This is a genomic window from Lacisediminihabitans sp. (genome assembly GCF_036404185.1).
Classification (GTDB): Bacteria; Actinomycetota; Actinomycetes; order Actinomycetales; family Microbacteriaceae; genus Lacisediminihabitans.
The window spans coordinates 1-17150 of record NZ_DASWPB010000021.1 but is presented as its reverse complement, the minus strand read 5'-3'; the positions used below and the strand labels follow the sequence as shown (position 1 = coordinate 17150).

Here is a 17150-nt window from a genome sequence, read left to right as displayed (position 1 = left end):
TCATGGCATGAGTCAGAGTGAACAGCCCCTGGCTGCCCCCGAGCGCGAGGGGACGATGATCGTCGGGGCCACCGTGCGAACCCTCGGGGCCTGGCCATCGGGCTGGCGTTATCCCGGTGCCCATCACGACCCGCGGCAGGACCCGGCCGCACTGCGCCGGCTGGCCGGCGTGGCGGAGGCCGCCGGTCTCCACTTCCTCTTCTTCGGGGACTGGCTGGCCACCGGCGCGGAGTTCGAGCACACCGACCCCTATCTGCTCGCCAGGGTCGAGCCGTTCGCCGCGATCTCCTTCCTCGCCGCTGTTACCGAGCGCATCGGGCTCATCGCCACGGTGAGCTCGGCCCACGCCGAGGCGTATTCGACGGCCAGGTCGTCCGCGTCGATCGATCTGCTGAGCGACGGTCGCTGCGGGCTGTCGATCTCGAGCGGCTCGGAGCCGCGCTCCGCGGCGAACTTCGGATGGGACCGGGTGAACGGCGACGAGGATCGGATCGCCGCCTCCGACGAGTTCATCGAGATTCTGCGTGGCCTCTGGGACAGCTGGGACGATGACGCGTTCCTGGCCGATCAGGATTCCGGTCGACTGATCGACCCCGCCGCCCTGCACCAGCTCAACTTCGTCGGCAGCTACAGGGCGTCGGCCGGCCCGCTCAACGTCGTCCGTCCACCACAGGGCCATCCGATCATCTCCGTGGTGGGCAGCGCTCCGAGCGCTCGCGCCCTGGCGATCCGCCAGGCCGACCTCTCGTTCTTCTCCCCCGACGGCCTCGCCGACGCGATCGACTTCTACGCCGAGGCGAAACGGCAGGCGGCCCGGCTCGGCAGGGATCCCGATCACTTCCTGCTCGTCACGCCGATCCTGCCGATCGTGGCGGAGACCCGCGAGAAGGCCTGGAGCGTGTACGACCGGTTGGTCGACCTCGTTCCTGTGGAGACCGCCGCCGGAGTCGACGGGGGCCTGGCCCTGCCGGCGGGACGCACCGTCCGCAGGCTCGCCGGACTGCTCGGCGTCTCGCTTAACGGCGTCCTCATCGACGAGGCGGTCCCGCTGAAGATGGCCGCACGATTCAGTCAGCTCGGCTCGGACCTGGTCGATCTGGTTCGTTCCCGGTCGGGGCGGACCATCGGAGGCTATCGCCCGGTGACCTATCGGCATCTGCTCGTCGCGCACGCCGTCGCAGCCCCGGTGCTCGTCGGCTCGGCGGGGGATATCGCCGACTACATGGAGACCTGGTACCGCCACCGTGCGACCGACGGATTCACGGTTCTCTCCGCGTTCATCGGCGAGCAGTTCGACACCTTCGCCGAGCTGGTGATCCCGGAGCTGAAGAGGCGAGGGGTGTTTCCGTCGGAGTACACCGGCAGGACCCTCCGCGAGAACCTGGGGCTGCCGAGGCCGGCCAGCGTGTTCTCCCGAGAAGACCAGACGGTGGGATAGGACGATGACGGATGCCGAGATCGTGGTCGTCGGCGGCGGTGCGATGGGATCGGCCACCGCCCGCGAGCTCGCGGCCCGTGGACACGACGTCGTTCTGCTCGAACGGTTCGATCCGGGGCACACGAACGGGGCGTCCCACGGGGCGTCGCGGAACTTCAACGTCGCCTACGCCGAGCCGACCTATGTCGGGATGCTCGTCGAGGCCCTTCCCGCGTGGCGGCGGCTCGAACAGGAGACCGGAGAGAGTCTGCTGGACCTCGTTGGGATCGTGAACCACGGCGCCAGGCCTGACGTCCCGGAGGTCGTCGAGGCGCTGACCTCGGTGGGGATCGCCGCGGAGCTCCTGCCCGTCCGCGAGGCCGGGAGGCGGTGGCCGGGCATCCGGTTCGACCGGCAGGTGCTGTTTACCCCCGGAGCCGGACGGCTGAACGCCGACCTGGCCGTCGCCGCCCTGCAGCGCTCCGCGGCGGAGAACGGCGCGTCGGTCCGGCACGGCGCTCGGGCACTCGGTATCGACGTCCGTTCGGACCGGGAGGCACGGATCCGGGTCGAAGACGTCGCATCCGGCTCGACGGAGACCATCACGGCGCGTCGGGTGGTCGTGACCCTCGGGGCCTGGACGCAGAAGCTGCTCGGCGGGATCGTGCCGCTGCCCCGTCTCGTCGTCACCCAGGAGCAGCCGGCCCATTTCCGCGTGCTCGATCCGGTCGCGGACTGGCCGGGCTTCAATCACGCCCCGGCGCAGGGCGACCCCGGCTATGACTATTGGTATTCGGGCGTCTACGGCATGTTCGCTCCCGGGCAGGGAGTGAAGGCCGGATGGCACGGGGTCGGGCCGGTCGCCGATCCGGATGCCAGGACCTTCCAGCCGGAGGAACGCCAACTCGAGGCGTTGCGGCGCTACGCGCGCGAATGGCTTCCCGGCGTCGACGCGGACGAGCTCGCCGCGATCAGCTGCACCTATACCACCAGCCCGGACTCGCACTTCGTCCTCGACCGGGTCGGCCCGGTCGTCGTCGGGGCAGGGTTCTCCGGGCACGGGTTCAAGTTCACACCGGTGGTCGGCCGTCTCCTCGCCGATCTCGCCGACGGCACGGGGCCGGCGCCGACCCTGTTCGGGCTGAACCGCCGTCGCTGACCTGGCCCATTCGCCGCCTCCTGTCAACGATGTGTCGAATCGTGACACATGTGACGGGATGTGAACCGCAGCCGACGAGTGTCCTCGCCGTTCCTTCGTATCGTCTCCTCCACCACCGGGAATCACCCAGCCGAGAGGAGACGCTCCATGACGAATACGATCGATCCCCCGTTCACCGAGACCGTCCACACCGTGCCGTCGTCGCGGACGGCGCGGAGCGAGCGCATTCTGCCGGAGGCGGCGGAGCTCGCCCGCCTCGGCACCGTCCGCGTCGCGCGCCTGAGACACCCGGTTCAGTGGATCGTCACGGCGGTCGTACTGCTGTTCGTGCTCAATGCCGGGCAGACCCTCTTCACCAACCCCTCCTGGGAGTGGCCGAAGGTGGGGAGATGGTTCTTCAGCCCGGCCATCCTCACCGGCCTGCAGCTCACCCTGCTCGCGACCGCCATCAGCGCCGTCGTGAGCTTTCTCGGCGGGATCGTGGTGGCCATCGCCCGCCTGTCGTCGAACCCGGTGCTGAGCGGTCTGAGCTGGCTCTACATCTGGATCTTCCGGTCGGTCCCGCTGATCCTTGTGCTCATCTTCCTGTACAACCTCGGCAACCTCTATCCGACCATCGGCATCGGGATCCCGTTCGGTCCGCAGTTCCAGATCCCGACGATCTCCTTCCTCAGCGACCTGACCCTGGGGGTCATCGGGCTGAGCCTGTCCGAGATCGCCTACTCCGCCGAGGTGGTGCGATCCGGCCTGCTCGCCGTCGATCAGGGCCAGCATGAGGCGGCCAAGGCCCTCGGCATCCCCGGTTGGCGCCAGTTCACCCGTATCGTCCTTCCGCAGGCGCTGCGCTCCATCGTCCCCGCCTACGTCAACCAGATCGTGGGGCTGCTCAAGGCGAGCTCGCTCCTGTTCTACGTGTCGCTGCTCGACCTGTTCGGGGTCGTCCAGAACCTCGCCAGCACCTATCCGACGGACATCATCCCCCTCCTGGTCGTGGCCACGATCTGGTATCTGATTCTCACCAGCGCGATCTCGGTCATGCAGTACTACGTCGAGCGCTTCTACGCCAGGGGCGCCTTCCGTGTCCTTCCGCCGACTCCCCTGCAACGGCTGCGCCGGGCCGTCGCCTCGCTCGGAGCACGCCGATGAGCGCCGCCGTCGAGATCCGCGGCGCGATCAAGTCGTACGCCGACAGGACGGTGCTCAAGGGCATAGACCTGACCGTCGCCACCGGGACGGTCACGGTCATCCTCGGCCCCTCAGGGTCCGGCAAGTCGACGCTGCTGCGGGCCATCAACCATCTGGAGAAGCTCGACGAGGGCTATGTCGTCGTCGGGGGCGACCTGATCGGCGTCCGGGTCCGGGGCGGCCGGATGCGCGAGCTCAAGGAGAAGGAGATCCTGAGGCAGCGGTCCAGGATCGGCTTCGTCTTCCAGAACTTCAACCTGTTCCCGCACCTGACCATCCTCGAGAACATCACGGAGGCGCCGATCTCGCTCGGGGTCAAGCCGGCGACGGCGCGCGAGCTCGCGAGGGCGCTGCTGGCGAGCGTCGGCCTCGCGGAGAAGGAGACGGCCTACCCGCGCCAGCTGTCCGGTGGCCAGCAGCAGCGGGTGGCCATCGCGCGCTCTCTCGCCTTCGACCCCGAGCTGATCCTGTTCGACGAACCAACCTCCGCGCTCGATCCGGAGCTCGTCGGCGAGGTGCTGTCGGTCATCCGCGGCCTCGCGGGCACGGGCAGGACCCTCATCGTGGTCACCCACGAGATCGGCTTCGCCAGGGAGATCGGCGACCGCATCGTCTTCATGGACGACGGGGTCGTCGTCGAACAGGGTACCCCGGAGGCCGTGCTCGACAATCCGCGGCATCGGCGCACACAAGACTTCCTGAGCAAGGTGCTCTGAAGCCGCGAATCTCGCGGATCCCCACCCACACCCAACCAAAACAACACAGTGATTGATCCACCAGTCAAGGAGAAAACGTGCCATCCACATCCACCAGAGTGTTCCAGGCGGCCGGAGCCGCCCTCGTCTCGGCTGCCCTCGTCGCCTCCCTCGCGGGGTGCTCGTCCTCGGCGACGGCGGACGCCGCCGGTTCCCGCGGATCGGTGACCGTCGGAGCCTTCTCCAACGGCTCCGCCACGAAGACGACGATCGCCGTCCCTCGGGTCGACAAGATCCGCAAGGAACTGCCCAAGGACGTGATCGAGCGCGGCAAGCTCGTCATCGGGGTCGGCGACCTGCCGGCCGGATTCCCCCCGCTCGCCTTCCTCGGGGATGACCAGAAGACCCAGACAGGCTCTGAACCGGATCTCGGTCGCCTCATCGCGGCCGTCTTCGGCCTCAAGGCGGAGCTGAAGCCGGCGACCTGGGACAACCTCTTTGTCGGGATCGACACCGGAGCGACGGACGTCGGCCTGTCGAACATCACCGACACCGAGAAGCGCAAGGAGAAGTACGACTTCGCCTCCTACCGGCAGGACAACCTCGGGTTCGAGGTGCTGAAGAGCAGCACGTGGAACTTCGACGGCGACTACACCAACCTGGCTGGTCTGACCGTCGCCGTCAGCTCGGGGACCAACCAGGAGAAGCTGCTGCTCGCCTGGCAGTCGAAGCTCCGAGCCGCCGGCAAGACCCTCGAGATCAAGTACTACCCGGACAGCAACTCCACCTATCTCGCCCTCAACTCCGGCAAGATCGACGCCTCCTTTGCGCCGAACCCCGGGATCGCCTATCACGCGAAACAGGATGCGAGGTCGGCGAACCCGACCAGGAGCGCCGGCACCTTCTCGGGTGCGGGCGAGACCCTGCAGGGCCTGATCGCGGCGACGACGAAGAAGGGCAACGGCCTCGTGAAGCCCCTCGCGGATGCGATCAACTACCTGATCGACAACGGCCAGTACGCCACTTGGCTGAAGGCGTACAACCTGAGCAACGAGGCGGTGACCACTTCGGAGGTCAACCCGGCAGGGCTGCCCCTCGACAATCAGTAGCCACGGCAGACGAGGGGCCCCGGAAGAGGGATCTTCCGGAGCCCCTCGTCCGACGTCGCTCAGGCCACGAGCTCCTTGCGGAAGTGGTGGAAGACGATCTCGTCCGCGTCCAGGGATGGATCGAACAGCGGCGTGTAGCTGGTGGCGAGATACAGCCGCACCGCCTCAGGCTGGCGTGGTCCGGTGCTCAGGACGATGGTGCGGTAACCGCGCCTGGCCGCCTCGGCCTCGAGTTCGGCGAGAACCAGGCGGGCGAGCCCCTTGCCCCGGTGCGCGGCGTCCGTCCAGACGCGCTTGATCTCCGCGGTGGTCTCGTCGATTCGCATGAACGCCCCTGCTGAGACGGCGAGACCGTCCTCGAGCAGGAGGAGGAAGGTGCCGTCCGGAGCGCTGAACCGCTCCGGCGGATACCGGTGGATCTCCGCGGAGGCCGGCTCTCCGAACCGGCTGCCGTAGCGTCCGTCGTATTCGCGCTCGAGGTCGCGCAGCACCGATTGGGAGCGTTCGTCGTCCGGTGTCGTGTGGAGGAAGGTGTGAGTCACGGTCGGCCCTATCTGAGGAAGAGGTTACCGTGAAGAGAATGACGACGCTCTCGGGAACATTCCAAGCCGTGTGCTTCACACTTCGTCATCTCGTCACCTGACGTCATCTTCCACCCGTATCGCGGGGACACGGGGGAATCTGATGGCATGTCCACCGTCCCCGCGACCGTCCTCGTCATCATCGGAGCCGGTCCGAGAGGCGTCGGCGTCCTGGAGCGTCTCGTCGCGGGTGCCGAAGAGTCCGCCGGGACCGTGCTCGACATCCACCTGATCGACCCGCATCCCCCTGGTGGTGGACGCATCTGGCGCATGGCTCAGTCCGAGTTGCTCACGCTCAACTCGCAGGCCGAGGACGTGACCATGTTCACCGACGAGTCCTGCACCATCGGCGGGCCGATCCGTCCCGGTCCGTCTCTCCTTCAGTGGGCGGAGGGGATCAGGACGGGCAGGATTGTGGATGTCGTGGTACCAGAGGGGCTGCGCAGCCAGATCGACACGCTCCGGGAGGGGTCGTTCCCCACCAGGCAACTGCAGAGCCTCTACCTCGACTGGTTCTACTCGCGGATCATCGGGGCGCTGCCGGAGTCGATCGCCGTGACCGCCCACGCCGGCCTCGCTGTCGACGTCACCGAGCGGGACGGGAGACAGCTCGTCACCCTCGCGGACGGCTCCGTCGTCGTCGCCGACATCGTGCTCCTCGCGCTCGGGCACATCGAGTCGGGGCCGGAGCAGGAACACCTCGGACTGGCGGAGTTCGCCGCCCGTCACGACCTGGCCTACCTGCCGCCGGCCTACACCGCGGACGCGGATCTGAGCAGGCTCGGAGCCGGGCAGACCGTCATCGTCCGAGGGATGGGCCTGGCCGCGGTCGATCTGATCGTGCTGCTCACCGAGGGGCGTGGCGGTCGCTTCCGCCGGTCAGATGAGGGTCTGCTGGAGTATCGGCCCTCTGGGCGCGAACCCCGTCTCTTTCTCGGTTCGAGACGCGGCGTCCCCTACCACTCCAAGATCGCCTCCCGCCTGATCGCCCCCCGCCCGGAACGGAGATTCTTCTCCGCGGACATCGCCAGGCATCTCGAGCGGGGTGCCATCCGGCTGAGCCTGCGGGAGGACGTCTGGCCGCTCATCGCCAAGGAGATCCTCTGGGCCTACTACCATGAGCTGTTCGTCGGTCATCCGGATCGGGTGTCCGCCGACTGGGCGACCTTCGCGGAGCGGTTTGTCCCGCTCGAATGGGACGGCGATGATCTGCGTCGTCTCGTGGACGGCCTGGTCCCCGATCCGCTCGACCGGCTGGACCTCGCTCGCCTCGACCGGCCGCTCGTCGGCGTCTCCCTCGCCACCTCCGGCGATCTCCAGCGGCATCTGCGCGACTACATCCGCACGGATCTCCTCCTCCGCTCCGACCCGCAGCACAGCGCGACCTTCGCCCTGTTCTCCTCGTTGTTGTCCTGCCTGTTCGATCTCGGCACCATCGTCGACTCCCCTGCCTGGACGGCACGATCCTTGGTCGAGGACCTGGGCCGATGGTGGCCCAACTTCTTCAGCTACGTCGCCAGCGGGCCCCCCGCGCAGCGGCTGGAGGAACTGCTCGCCCTTTCCGAGGCGGGGATCGTACGATTCGTGGGAGCGGAGATGACGGTCGAGACGGATGCCATCGGCCGATTCGTCGCCCGCTCGCCCCTTGTCCGCTCCGACGTGGTCGCGGATGCGCTGGTCGAGGCGAGGCTGCCGCCGATCGACGTGGGGAACACCCTCGATCCGGTGATGGCCTCCCTCCTCCGCCGCGGGATCGGCAGCGTCGAGCGGGTCGCGGACGAGGACTTCGCCGGGACGACCGGCCGCCTCCTGGTGCGTTCCGGCGACGCGCGACTCGTCGCCGCGGACGGGAATGCGCATCCCCGGCTCTTCGCGGTCGGCCCGTACACGAGCGCGCCATTCGTCGGCGCCTTTTCCCGGCCCGGCACCAACGCCGTCTCGTTCCAGGAGAACGACAGGGTCGCCCGTGCCATCCTCGCGCAGGCTGCGGAGGAACGGAATCTCGTCGCGGTCAGGGCCGAGAGTCGATTATGAAATGTCTCGGCTCGACCCTCCTCAACAACAATCCCGACCCGTTCATCGGGGGTGTGCAGGACGCGGCGGCGAGTCTACGGTGTGCGAGGTGAGCAGGCCCGCTACGAACCGGGTCTACGACGAACCGCGAACCACGAACCACGAAGGGAGACGGTCGCATGACCGACACGAACGGGACCAGCCGGTCGAAGGACGACGAACCGGAGCAGGAGGACGAGGAGACGCTGGACGAGGTCGCGGATGCCCTTCCCGGTTCCGGTCGTCTGGGCGGAGACCGCCCCGACGCATCCGCTCCCCTGCCATGACCCGGTGCCCCGGACCCGGCGACCATTCCACGACCAGCAAGGACGGACTCTCACGATGAGCGATCAGCAGAACACCCCCGAATCGAGCTCGGACTTCGATGACGACCCTCGGGCAGCGGTGACCGAGGACGGCGCGCTCTCCCCCGGCAGCACGGCGACCGGTTCGCCGACCGAGGTGGGCGAGGAGGAGGTCGAGGAGACCGACCGGGATCGGTCGGAGCGTCACGACTGACGGTTCCTACTGCTTGGTGGTCTTCTCGATGCTCATGACGAGGATGACCCGGTCCGCGCTGTCCGGGGGCGGCGTCTGCGCGGCGTTTCCGTAGCGCCGGCCCAGGTGCACGTAGAACTCCCCCTTCGGATCGGGGATGACCTCCACGAGCCTGCCGCGCAGCTCGAGATACCTGAAGGGGTTCTCCGGGTCGATGACGGCGTAGCTCATCGACGGGTTGTGCTGCAGGTTGCGGTACTTCCCCCGCTTCGTCGTGTGGGTGAATCGCAGGTGTTGACCGTCGAACTCGAACCACATCGGGTTGACCTGGACGGTCTCGTCCGGTCGGATGGTGCCGAGGCTGCCGTAGAGCGGCAGATCGAGCAGGTGGGCGTAGTCGGCGGGAATTGTGGCGGTCATGACACCAGTCAACTCCCTCCGGCATCGGATCGCGCCAGGCGCGGCCGATGCCGGACGCCAGGCTCAGACGAAACGGATGGCGGACTGCAGCCGGGTGCGCACGTCGAACAACTCGTTGCCGCCGACGACGCGCGTGCCCGGCACCCCGTCGCGCAGGAGAGCGAGCAGCGCCGAGTGCCGGACGACCAGAGCGGCCGATCCGCGGATGCTGCCGAGCTGAACGACGGCCTCGCCCAGTTCGTCATCGGGCACGACGATCACGAGGGCGGTGAACTTGACCCTGGTGGCCCGGACGATGACCTTGGCGCGTGCCCCGAGATCGTGCATCGGGCGGCCGTCTCCGATCGTCTCGCCGGCCAGTTCGCCGCGCCTGATCGTCACCGGCGCGCCGAAGTCCTCTGACAGCATCGCGAAGAGGCCGGTCGGCCCGAGCACGATGTGGTCGATCTTCTCCTCGGGGTTTCCGGTGTCGACGTCGTGCCAGATGGTGTATCCGATGCCGAGGGTCGACAACGAGCGGGCGGTCGCCTCCTCCGCGAGGGCATCCGCGAGGATGTGCCTGATCTCCCTCGGGGCCGAGCGGACGAGACCCGCGTCGTACGGATCCTCCAGCGGCTCTCCCCTGCCGACCCACTCGCGCATCAGTACGAGATAGCGTTCGCGTCGCCAGCCACCGGGATGGCCGTGCGATCGGGCCCGCGGTCGGGTGTCTGCCCTGCTCTGCGCGGGTCTCGGCGCCCAGGAGGCGTCGTCGCGCGGCCCGGCTCCCCGCCCGGAGCGATCGTAGGCCGCGCGGTCGTCGGGGGTGCCCACCCGTTCCCACGCCTCCTGGACGGCGACGAATCGTGCGGGATCGCCTCCCGTGTCCGGATGCGTCTGCCTGAGCAGCCGCCGATAGGCCCGGCGGAGCTCCTCCTGCGGCGCGGTCGCGCTCACACCGAGCACCTCGTACGGTGTCGGCGAGATCGGGCTGTCGGCCATGGGCTCTTTCGTGGTGACGGGACGGGAGTCAACTACCGACGATAGCGAACGAAAACTGGGCAGCCGACGGGAATAGCGACCGCGGCTCGGCGATTGTCACCAGCATGACTCTCAACGACATTCCCCTCACCACCATCGACGGTGCCCAGACCTCCCTCGCCGAGTACGACGGCAAGGTCAAGCTCATCGTCAACGTCGCGTCGCGCTGTGGCCTCGCACCTCAATACGAGAAGCTCGAGGAACTGCAGAAGAAGTACGCGGACCGCGGTTTCACCGTGCTCGGCTTCCCCAGCAACCAGTTCCTGCAAGAGCTGAGCACCGAGGACGCCATCAAGGAGTACTGCTCAACCACCTGGGGCGTGACCTTCCCGATGTTCGAGAAGATCAAGGTCAACGGCAAGTCCCAGCATCCGCTCTACGCCGAGCTGACCAAGACCCCCGACGCTTCGGGCAAGGCGGGCAAGGTGAAGTGGAACTTCGAGAAGTTCGTGATCACCCCGAACGGCGAGGTGCACCGGTTCCGTCCCACCACCGAGCCGGACGCTCCGGAGATCGTCGGTCTCATTGAGTCGGCGTTGCCGGTCGCCTGATCTGCTACCCGGCGCGCCTGGCCCAGGCCCGGCTCAGCCGCAGCCAGCGGGGCAGCGCCAGGAACGACATCGCCGCGGGCCAGTCGTCGCCCCGGAAGTAGGCATCGGTGCCCCCGTCGACGTAGATGATGCTGCCGCAGAGGAACTCGGCGGCGGGCGAGAGCATGAAGGTCACCCACTCGGCGATCTGCTCCGGTCTGCCGTAGCCGCCGGTCGGGATCGGAAAGGCCTCGATCTGTCCGTGGCCCTCACCGTCCAGTTGGCTCTGCAGCAGCGGGGTGAGGACGGCCCCCGGCGCGATCGCGTTGAGCCGGATGCCCGCGCCGGCCCACTGCGCGGTGACCGCCTGGCGACGGACCCAGCGGCTGAGTGCAAGTTTCGAGCCGCCGTAGGCGAAGGCCGGTGCGTTCTTGCCGAAGACGGCCAGCGATCGTCTCAGTCGTTCAGGCCGGTTGCCGAGAAAGGCGGAGACGAGAGTGCCGGGGATGCCCGGGGTTGTCGTCGCGGAGTTCGAGGCGAAGACGACCACCTTGCTCGTGGGGGCGTCCGCCTCCGCCGCCGCGGCGGCCAGCGCGGGGCGCCAGGCGGTGAGCAGTTCCGTGGTCCCGAAGAAGTTCACCTGGGAGATGATCGCCTCCCTGCCGGGGGCCGGCCCGAGTCCCGCGGCGAGAACGGCTCCATCCAGGCGTCCCTCGCTGCTCTCGAGCACGCGCGCGGCCGCGCCGGCTCTGCCCTCCGCCGTCGAGAGGTCGGCGACGATCTCCGCGTCGTGCAGGTCGACCCCGATGACGGTGTGCCCGCCCGCCCTCAGCCTGGCTGCGCTCTCCTTGCCCATGCCAGATGCCGCGCCGGTTATCGCATAGGTGCCCATGGGTCGTCTCCTTCGACGGGTCGGCAATCGGATGCCGCTTCCCCCAGGCTAGCGAGCGCGGAGGCGGGATTCGAGACCGTTCCCGCCCTCGGTCACGACGGTTTGGCCGGGAGTGAGGACCACCCGGGGTCGCTTGAGCAGCGGCCAGGTGTTCATCGCGGCCCCCCGTCGGCATCCCTAAGCTGGAGGGGACATGCGACTCCTTCTCATCCGCCACGGGCAGACCCCTGGCAACGTCCGCCGGGAACTGGACACCTCCTTCCCCGGACCCGGTCTCACCGAACTGGGCACCAGGCAGGCCGCCGCGATCCCGGATGCTCTCCGCGACGAGCCCATCGATGCCATCTTCGCCTCGAGGCTCGTGCGCACCGGACTGACCGCGGAGCCGCTCGCGAGCGACAGGGGCCTGGACATCACGGTGCTCGACGGCCTGCACGAGATCGAGGCCGGCCTCCTCGAGAAGCGCAGCGATGAGGCATCCGTGCAGCGCTATCTCGAGACCGCCTTCTCCTGGGGCGCCGGGGATCTCGACGTCGTCATGCCGGGCGGGACTGACGGGCGAGCCTTCTTCCGTCGCTTCGACGCCGGCATCGAGATCGTCGCCACGACGGCGGGTACGGCCGCCGTGTTCAGCCACGGCGCGGCCATCCGGGTCTGGACGGCGGGCAGGGCCACGAACATCCCTCCCGTCTTCGCCGGCAGGCACGAGCTCGAGAACACCGGCGTCGTGGAGCTGAACGGGACGCCGGAGGACGGGTGGACCCTCACCTCGTGGGCGGGGCTTCCCGTCGGCGGCGCCGAGTTGGCGGATGCCGAGGCGGGAGATCCGACGGGCGGTCCGCTCCCGTGAGCCGCTCGGCCGGTCCGTTCTCGGGTCGTCGGGCTCGCTGTCCGCGCCGGGCCTGCCCCTCCTCGACCAACCGGACGTAGGCTTAATCCGTGAGCAAAGAATTCACCCATGAGCCGGATGCCCGTCGTTACGTCCTTCGAATGGACGACGAGATCGCCGCGGTGGTCGACTATTCGATCAACGGCTCCGCGATCTCGTTCACGCACACCTATACCGCCCCGCCGCGCCGCGGTCAGGGGCTGGCCGGTGAGATCGTGACCTTCGCCGTCGATCACGTGGAGGAGACCACCGATCTCCGCATCGTGCCGATGTGCTGGTACGTGAGCGACTGGTTCGAGAAGAACCCGGATCGCGCGGAGCTGCTCACCCGGTAGGAGCGCCTGGCGCTCTTCTCCTCCACAGTCTTACTCTCCCCATTCCCTCCACAGGAAATGCTGGTCAGGGCCGTTATTCTGACCATCAATGTCGGTGGCCTGGGCCAGACTTCCGGTATGAACACTCCGACCGGCACCCTCCTCGCCGCGGCGGCGCGGCTCGATGAGCTGTGGTTGCAGCGAACCGGCGCCTTCCTTCCCGTCGGATCGTCTCCGGCATCCCAGGTCGAGAGCATGACCGATGACGGGCTCGAGTCGACCATCGCCGAGCTCGGTTTTCTCCAGCGCTCCCTCGACGCGCTCCGGGTGCTGACGGCGGGCGAACTCGCCGAACGATCCCGACCCTCCCTCGGCGGCGACGGCCTGGCGAAACGGGCCGGCTACGCTCGTCCCTCGCTCCTGCTCGCCGCCCGGTGGGGGCTGAGTCCGATGGAGGCGTCGCGGTTCTGTGAGGTGGGTTTGGTCTGCCGGCCGCGGCGCTCTCTGGACGGGCAGCCGCTGCCGTCGAGGTATCCGGCGGTGTCCGCGGGCATCTCGTCCTGCGAGCTGGGCGTGACCTCGGCGGCGATCATCGTCCGCGAGCTCCAGTCCGCCTCCCTGCGCTGTTCGGAGGAGGCGCGTCTCGAGGGCGAGGCATTCCTGGTCGACTGGGCGCCGACGCTCTCGACCAACGAGATCACGACGTTGGCCAGGCAGATCCGAGATCGTCTCGATCACGACGGCCTCGAGCCGCGCGACGAGCTGCATCGAGCGCGGCGACGTTTTCGCCTCACCACCGCGTCGGACGGGATGGTGGACATCCACTGGCGGCTGGAGCCGGCGGAGGGCGGACTGGTCCGGGCCGAGATCGACGCGATCGTGACCGCACGACTGCGTCGCGGAACGGATGACGCCTGCTCCGCGGAGGGCGGGGTTGCCGGTTCTCCTCCCGACGAGGTCACCCTGGAGCAGATGAGGTCCGACGCGGCGATGGAGGTGTTCCGTCACGCCATGACCTGTACGGCCGCCGCGGGTGACCTGCCATCCACGACCGTGGTGGTGCGGATGACGCTGGAGTCGCTGCTGACCGGCCTCGGTGCCGCGGAGATCGATGGTGTGGGTGAGACGATCTCGGCGGCCGGAGCGCGACGGCTTGCGGCCGATGCGGAGATCATTCCCGTCGTTCTCGGTGGCCGGGGCGAGGTGCTCGACGTCGGCGCGGCCCAAAGGCTGTTCACCCGGGCACAGCGTCTCGCTTTCGCCGAGCGTGACGGAGGCTGCGCCTGGGCCGGATGCGCGACTCCTCCCTCCTACGCGGAGGCGCACCACATCGACTGGTGGGAACACAGCCATAACAGCGATCTGTCCAACGGCCTTCTGTTGTGTTCGCACCATCACCACCAGATCCACGATCACGGGTGGCAGGTTTTCGTCGACGACAACGTCCCCTACTTCATCCCGCCGCCGCGCATCGATCCCGGCCGGCGGCCCCGGCGCGGCGGTCGGATCGCCGTCGATCGGATGCGGGTGTGATGGACGGGTGGGCCTCCTTCTGCACGGCTTTTCGATTTGATGAAATTGTCAAATCATGGAAAGGTGAGGGGATGGATGTCTACTCCGCCGCTCACCGGCCGCTCTACGAAGTCAAGGCGAATCTCTTCAAGGGGCTGGCACATCCGGTCAGGGTGAGGGTCCTCGAGCTGCTCTCCGCGACCCCGGATGTGTCCGTGGCCGACCTGCTCGCCGACACCGGTCTGGAGGCCTCTCACCTGTCGCAGCACATGTCCGTGCTGCGGCGGCACAACCTCGTTGTCGCCGAGCGCCGAGCGAGCCAGGTGTTCTATCGCCTCGCCTATCCGCAGGTCGCGGATCTGCTGCGGGTCGCGCGGTCGCTGCTCATCCAGATCCTCGAGACCACCCAGCAGCAGCTGGATTCGACGGTGAGCCTGCCCGACCTGTCGGCGCTGCGGGCCGAGGAGATCACGGCATGAGACCGATGCGCTATCTCCGCTCCCTGCTGCCGAGCTGGCACGACTACCGATCGGTGCGGCGTACCTGGCGCGGCGACCTGATCGCCGGGGTCACCGTGGGAATCGTCGCACTGCCCCTCGCCCTCGCCTTCGGCGTCAGCTCCGGAGCCGGAGCGGAGGCCGGACTGGTCACCGCGGTCGTCGCGGGTGTTGTCGCCGCGATCTTCGGCGGGTCGAACATCCAGGTCTCCGGACCCACCGGCGCCATGGTCGTCGTGCTCGGTCCCATCGTGGTCGCTCATGGCCTCGGGGCCGTGGCGGTGGTCAGCCTCATGGGCGGTCTCATCGTGCTGCTCGCCGGTCTGCTGAAACTCGGCCGCATCGTGTCCTACATACCCTGGCCGGTGATCGAGGGCTTCACCCTCGGCATCGCGATCGTCATCTTCCTCCAGCAGGTCCCCGCCGCAGTCGGTGTGAGACCCGGGCCGAGCAGCAACGCCGTCGTCTCGGCCATCCAGTCCTTCCACGACGTCGATGCGGCGACGGTCGTCTGGCCGATCGTCACCGTGCTTGTGGTCGCGGCGATCATGCTGCTCGCGCCGCGCATCCATCCCCGGCTGCCCGGCTCCATCATCGCGATCGTTGTCGTCACCGTCATCGCCGGGGTGGCATCGCTGCCGCTGACGAGGCTCGGTGCCCTTCCCGACTCGCTCCCGAGACCCGGCCTGCCGAGTGCGGACGTCGCCACTCTCACCGCTCTCATCGGCCCGGCGTTCACCGTGGCTGCCCTCGCCGCCATCGAATCCCTGCTCTCGGCCCGGGTCGCCGCCTCCATCTCCGACACGGGACCGTACGACGCCGACCGTGAACTCGTCGGGCAGGGGCTCGCATCGATCGCATCCGGGTTCTTCGGGGGCATGCCCGCGACCGGCGCGATCGCCAGGACGGCGGTCAACGCGCGCACCGGAGGCAAGACCCGCCTCGCCGCGATCGTGCATGCCCTCGTGCTGCTCGGCATCGTCTATCTGGCAACCGGGGTGGTCTCGCAGATTCCGCTCGCTGCCCTCTCCGGGGTCCTCATGGTGACGGCGACGCGTATGGTGTCGTCCGCCACGGTCCGCAGCGTCGTCGGGTCGAGTCGGTCTGGCGCCCTCGTTTTTGTTGTCACCGCGGTCATCACCGTCTCCTTCGACCTGATCGTCGCGGTCGGCATCGGGATCGCCGTTGCCGCGTTCTTCTCGCTCAGGGCGCTGGCGAAGTCCGGCGGCGTGCACAGGGAGGAGCTGCCGCGCCCGGCTCGGCCGGGGGACGAGCACATCGCCCTGTTCCGGCTCGACGGCGCCCTGTTCTTCGGTGCCGCGGAGCGGATGCTCGAGCGGGTCGCCGCCATCGACAACGTGTCGGTCGTGATCATCCGCATGTCCCAGTTGCAGGTCCTCGATGCGACCGGTGCGAGGGTGATCACCGAGATGATCCACCAGCTGGAACGGCGCGGGGTGACGGTGCTGATCAAGGGAATCCAGTCTCAGCACCTCCGGCTCGCGACCAGGGTCGGCATCATCAGCTCGCTGCGGCATCGCAAACACCTGTTCACCGAGCTTCCCGCCGCCGTCGAGCACGCACGCGACCACGTCAGGCGCACGGCCGCCGCCGAGGTGCGGTCGGCCTAGTCTCGACATCCGTCCCGCGATCCGCTCTCGCGGTGCTGTCGCGGTGGGTAACGTGAAGTCAGCACGCTCGTCGAGGAAAGGATGCCCCCGTGGCCGTCATCGAGAACTCCAAACTGGCCATCGTCGGCGCGGGAAGCGTCGGCTCGTCGCTCGCCTATGCCGCGCTCATCCGGCAATCGGCTCGGGAGGTCGTCCTGTACGACGTGAACACGGCCAAGGTGGAGGCGGAGGTGCTCGACCTCGCCCATGGCACCCAGTTCACCGGTCAGTCGCGGGTCACCGGGGGCGATGACATCGAGGCGGTTCGCGACGCCAACGTCGTGGTGATCACCGCCGGTGCCAAGCAGGAGCCCGGCCAGACCCGGCTCGACCTCGCCGGTGCGAACAGTTCCATCCTGGAGAAGGTGCTGCCCCCGCTCCTCGAGCGCGCCCCCGATGCCATCTACATCCTCGTGACGAATCCCTGCGACGTGCTGACGGTCGTCGCCCAGCGCATCACCGGCCTGCCGGCCAGCCGCATCTTCGCCTCGGGAACCGTGCTCGACTCCTCCCGCCTGCGCTGGCTGCTCGGTGATCGCCTCGGCATCGCGACGGCCAGTGTGCACGCGGTGATCGTCGGCGAACACGGCGATTCGGAGTTCCCGCTGTGGTCGAGGGCCTCGATCGGATCCGTACCCGTCGCGGAGTGGACGGGTCCGGGGCGTCCCCGGTTCACGACGGCCGAGCTGGACGATCTCGCGCGCGAGGTC

General features: G+C 68.3%; 19 protein-coding genes. 15 read left to right on the top strand and 4 right to left on the bottom strand.

Translation table 11 applies throughout. The features are described from left to right. The first annotated feature begins 7 nt into the window (after positions 1-7). The 5 genes from VGC18_RS01265 (at position 8) to VGC18_RS01245 (ending at position 5565) form a co-directional block, all read left to right on the top strand. On the top strand, positions 8-1438 hold the full coding sequence (locus VGC18_RS01265; protein ID WP_331093407.1) for an NtaA/DmoA family FMN-dependent monooxygenase: 1431 nt from the start codon (positions 8-10) through the stop codon (positions 1436-1438). Positions 1439-1442: 4 nt separating this feature from the next. Further along, on the top strand, positions 1443-2576 hold the full coding sequence (locus VGC18_RS01260) for an FAD-dependent oxidoreductase (RefSeq protein ID WP_331093405.1): 1134 nt from the start codon (positions 1443-1445) through the stop codon (positions 2574-2576). A gap of 147 nt (positions 2577-2723) precedes the next feature. After that, entirely contained in the window at positions 2724-3722 is a 999-nt protein-coding gene (locus tag VGC18_RS01255) for an amino acid ABC transporter permease (protein WP_331093402.1), read from the top strand. Further along, positions 3719-4477 carry an amino acid ABC transporter ATP-binding protein gene (locus tag VGC18_RS01250; RefSeq protein ID WP_331093400.1) on the top strand — a complete coding sequence of 253 codons (759 nt, stop codon included), beginning with the start codon at positions 3719-3721 and terminating at the stop codon, positions 4475-4477. The genes VGC18_RS01255 and VGC18_RS01250 overlap by 4 nt, the downstream gene beginning before the upstream one ends. A gap of 77 nt (positions 4478-4554) precedes the next feature. Next, entirely contained in the window at positions 4555-5565 is a 1011-nt protein-coding gene (locus VGC18_RS01245) for an ABC transporter substrate-binding protein (protein WP_331093398.1), read from the top strand. Between the two features lie 59 nt (positions 5566-5624). Here the strand turns inward: VGC18_RS01245 and VGC18_RS01240 are convergent, their stop codons facing one another. Then, positions 5625-6107, bottom strand: coding sequence for a GNAT family N-acetyltransferase (locus VGC18_RS01240; RefSeq protein ID WP_331093396.1), 483 nt, complete (start codon positions 6105-6107; stop codon positions 5625-5627). A gap of 147 nt (positions 6108-6254) precedes the next feature. Here VGC18_RS01240 and VGC18_RS01235 point away from each other — a divergent pair, with 147 nt between their 5' ends. The 3 genes from VGC18_RS01235 to VGC18_RS01225 all read left to right on the top strand — a co-directional run bounded on the left by VGC18_RS01235 (position 6255) and on the right by VGC18_RS01225 (position 8717). Beyond that, positions 6255-8180, top strand: a complete 1926-nt coding sequence (locus tag VGC18_RS01235; protein ID WP_331093394.1) for an FAD/NAD(P)-binding protein — start codon at positions 6255-6257, stop codon at positions 8178-8180. A 158-nt stretch (positions 8181-8338) separates the two neighbouring features. Beyond that, positions 8339-8485: a hypothetical protein gene (locus VGC18_RS01230; RefSeq protein WP_331093392.1), complete on the top strand. Its 147-nt coding sequence runs from the start codon at positions 8339-8341 to the stop codon at positions 8483-8485. A 55-nt stretch (positions 8486-8540) separates the two neighbouring features. Next, entirely contained in the window at positions 8541-8717 is a 177-nt protein-coding gene (locus VGC18_RS01225; protein ID WP_331093390.1) for a hypothetical protein, read from the top strand. 6 nt (positions 8718-8723) lie between these two features. Here the strand turns inward: VGC18_RS01225 and VGC18_RS01220 are convergent, their stop codons facing one another. Both VGC18_RS01220 and VGC18_RS01215 read right to left on the bottom strand, forming a co-directional pair. After that, a complete protein-coding gene (locus VGC18_RS01220) occupies positions 8724-9116 on the bottom strand; it encodes a PPOX class F420-dependent oxidoreductase (RefSeq protein ID WP_331093388.1) in 393 nt (130 codons plus the stop codon). A gap of 63 nt (positions 9117-9179) precedes the next feature. Continuing rightward, entirely contained in the window at positions 9180-10097 is a 918-nt protein-coding gene (locus VGC18_RS01215) for a DnaJ domain-containing protein (RefSeq protein ID WP_331093386.1), read from the bottom strand. A gap of 104 nt (positions 10098-10201) precedes the next feature. On the opposite strand from VGC18_RS01215, the gene VGC18_RS01210 reads away from it, so the two are divergent. After that, the gene (locus VGC18_RS01210; protein WP_331093384.1) at positions 10202-10687 is read left to right on the top strand and encodes a glutathione peroxidase; all 486 of its coding nucleotides are present in this window, start codon (positions 10202-10204) and stop codon (positions 10685-10687) included. Between the two features lie 4 nt (positions 10688-10691). Here VGC18_RS01210 and VGC18_RS01205 read toward each other — a convergent pair whose 3' ends face one another. Further along, entirely contained in the window at positions 10692-11558 is an 867-nt protein-coding gene (locus tag VGC18_RS01205; protein ID WP_331093382.1) for an SDR family oxidoreductase, read from the bottom strand. 193 nt (positions 11559-11751) lie between these two features. Here VGC18_RS01205 and VGC18_RS01200 point away from each other — a divergent pair, with 193 nt between their 5' ends. From VGC18_RS01200 to VGC18_RS01175, 6 genes are all read left to right on the top strand, one after another. Next, positions 11752-12408 carry a histidine phosphatase family protein gene (locus tag VGC18_RS01200; protein WP_331093379.1) on the top strand — a complete coding sequence of 219 codons (657 nt, stop codon included), beginning with the start codon at positions 11752-11754 and terminating at the stop codon, positions 12406-12408. An 89-nt stretch (positions 12409-12497) separates the two neighbouring features. Continuing rightward, on the top strand, positions 12498-12782 hold the full coding sequence (locus tag VGC18_RS01195) for a GNAT family N-acetyltransferase (protein ID WP_331093377.1): 285 nt from the start codon (positions 12498-12500) through the stop codon (positions 12780-12782). Positions 12783-12899: 117 nt separating this feature from the next. Further along, positions 12900-14294: an HNH endonuclease signature motif containing protein gene (locus tag VGC18_RS01190; RefSeq protein ID WP_331093375.1), complete on the top strand. Its 1395-nt coding sequence runs from the start codon at positions 12900-12902 to the stop codon at positions 14292-14294. Positions 14295-14365: 71 nt separating this feature from the next. Then, the gene (locus VGC18_RS01185; protein ID WP_331093373.1) at positions 14366-14752 is read left to right on the top strand and encodes a metalloregulator ArsR/SmtB family transcription factor; all 387 of its coding nucleotides are present in this window, start codon (positions 14366-14368) and stop codon (positions 14750-14752) included. Continuing rightward, positions 14749-16401: a SulP family inorganic anion transporter gene (locus VGC18_RS01180; RefSeq protein ID WP_331093371.1), complete on the top strand. Its 1653-nt coding sequence runs from the start codon at positions 14749-14751 to the stop codon at positions 16399-16401. The genes VGC18_RS01185 and VGC18_RS01180 overlap by 4 nt, the downstream gene beginning before the upstream one ends. A gap of 89 nt (positions 16402-16490) precedes the next feature. Then, positions 16491-17150, top strand: a 660-nt coding sequence (locus VGC18_RS01175; protein WP_331093369.1) for a lactate/malate family dehydrogenase, incomplete at its 3' end; no start/stop codon positions are given.

What these genes read in the sequence shown, in the direction of transcription:
- VGC18_RS01215 (WP_331093386.1), bottom strand. Translation starts at nt 10,097, where the DNA reads ATGGCCGACAGCCCGATCTCGCCGACACCGTACGAGGTGCTCGGTGTG.
- VGC18_RS01180 (WP_331093371.1), top strand. Translation starts at nt 14,749, where the DNA reads ATGAGACCGATGCGCTATCTCCGCTCCCTGCTGCCGAGCTGGCACGAC.
- VGC18_RS01230 (WP_331093392.1), top strand. Translation starts at nt 8,339, where the DNA reads ATGACCGACACGAACGGGACCAGCCGGTCGAAGGACGACGAACCGGAG.
- VGC18_RS01190 (WP_331093375.1), top strand. Translation starts at nt 12,900, where the DNA reads ATGAACACTCCGACCGGCACCCTCCTCGCCGCGGCGGCGCGGCTCGAT.
- VGC18_RS01225 (WP_331093390.1), top strand. Translation starts at nt 8,541, where the DNA reads ATGAGCGATCAGCAGAACACCCCCGAATCGAGCTCGGACTTCGATGAC.
- VGC18_RS01205 (WP_331093382.1), bottom strand. Translation starts at nt 11,558, where the DNA reads ATGGGCACCTATGCGATAACCGGCGCGGCATCTGGCATGGGCAAGGAG.
- VGC18_RS01255 (WP_331093402.1), top strand. Translation starts at nt 2,724, where the DNA reads ATGACGAATACGATCGATCCCCCGTTCACCGAGACCGTCCACACCGTG.
- VGC18_RS01265 (WP_331093407.1), top strand. Translation starts at nt 8, where the DNA reads ATGAGTCAGAGTGAACAGCCCCTGGCTGCCCCCGAGCGCGAGGGGACG.
- VGC18_RS01250 (WP_331093400.1), top strand. Translation starts at nt 3,719, where the DNA reads ATGAGCGCCGCCGTCGAGATCCGCGGCGCGATCAAGTCGTACGCCGAC.
- VGC18_RS01185 (WP_331093373.1), top strand. Translation starts at nt 14,366, where the DNA reads ATGGATGTCTACTCCGCCGCTCACCGGCCGCTCTACGAAGTCAAGGCG.
- VGC18_RS01210 (WP_331093384.1), top strand. Translation starts at nt 10,202, where the DNA reads ATGACTCTCAACGACATTCCCCTCACCACCATCGACGGTGCCCAGACC.
- VGC18_RS01200 (WP_331093379.1), top strand. Translation starts at nt 11,752, where the DNA reads ATGCGACTCCTTCTCATCCGCCACGGGCAGACCCCTGGCAACGTCCGC.
- VGC18_RS01235 (WP_331093394.1), top strand. Translation starts at nt 6,255, where the DNA reads ATGTCCACCGTCCCCGCGACCGTCCTCGTCATCATCGGAGCCGGTCCG.
- VGC18_RS01220 (WP_331093388.1), bottom strand. Translation starts at nt 9,116, where the DNA reads ATGACCGCCACAATTCCCGCCGACTACGCCCACCTGCTCGATCTGCCG.
- VGC18_RS01260 (WP_331093405.1), top strand. Translation starts at nt 1,443, where the DNA reads ATGACGGATGCCGAGATCGTGGTCGTCGGCGGCGGTGCGATGGGATCG.